This is a genomic window from Candidatus Symbiopectobacterium sp. NZEC135 (assembly GCF_025962695.1).
The window spans coordinates 1-1,208 of record NZ_JAGFPF010000563.1 but is presented as its reverse complement, the minus strand read 5'-3'; the positions used below and the strand labels follow the sequence as shown (position 1 = coordinate 1,208).

The 1,208-nt window shown below is 36.3% G+C and carries 1 protein-coding gene; it reads left to right on the top strand.

What is annotated here, in order from left to right:
* Positions 1–1,208, top strand: a 1,208-nt coding sequence (locus J5224_RS28795; protein ID WP_264628511.1) for a hypothetical protein, incomplete at both ends; no start/stop codon positions are given.

Sequence of the window (1,208 nt, the reverse complement as noted above, 5' to 3'; positions counted from 1 at the left end):
GCTTTATCTCTAAATGAAAATATTTTAAGTTATGCTCGAGGTGTGGTAGATATATCCACTAGAGAAATTGACAAAAAGTCTGGCATTAACACTGTGTTTGTGCCGCAAGGTATGTCGTTTGAAAATGATTATATTTATGTTCATATTAATAAAAAAATATGGAGATTAACAAAAGTAGACGGCAAGTTGTACGCGGCCAGAGACAATGTTTTATATAGAACCAGTTATGTTGAAGATACCGGTGTTTGGCATATTTATGAACAAGAGTTAATCAATGCTGAGAAGAATGACGATCTGTTTAATCAACTTTGTGAAAGCAGATATCGTCGAGGCGTATCTTCAGGAAAATTGTGTGGCACTTTTGCGATTACTGATGCTTCTGAATCAGGTTCTTCGCACGCTTCAGCGTCCCAGCCGGTTACTGCGTCTGATGCTTATCCGTTTACCCACATTGAACGCGATATTATAAACAGACTGGATATAGGTTTAAGTCCACACTCATTTCGCGTGGATAAGGTTATTTTTCCTGATAATTGGGTCATATACCGTGTTCGTGATGAAGATAAATTGATTCCAACGGTCTACCATGCGGTAGAAATGAATGGAAAACTGGTGCCGATTAAAGCGACTGCTATCATAAACAATCATATCTCTTGCGAAATTTATGATTTAAACGACTGGCATGCCAGTCATCGGGTTGAGTTTTATAATAATCAGTGGCGGTTTGAACCGGTTACCTCTTTTTATCTTTCTCATGACTTGAAAGAAGCCATTAGCCACTATGCCTATCATGCTATGTTTTATGATACTTTAGATTTAACAAAAATATCGATGCCTGGCCCTCATGGTTTGCAAGTGGATAAAAATGGTCATACCTATTTAAGAATTAATAACAAGTATATAAAAGTCCATCAGCATGATATCGATGCATGCTTAGCAGTGAAAAATGAAGGGCGAATATATATTACCAAAACAGACGGTAAGTTCCATTTGTCGCATGCTCGGCTAGAAAGAGGGAGGCTGGAAGTAAATGCCTTAACTATAAAAGAAGATATCAACCTGCATTCAAGTAAAGGGGTGAGTAGTAATAAAAATCACCTGCTAAATTATCATTGGAATTTAGTTCATGTTAATATAAAAAATTATAATTATCACACTTATAACTCCATTGGTTCAGAACTGGAAGTTATGCTAAGATTGAAATATAA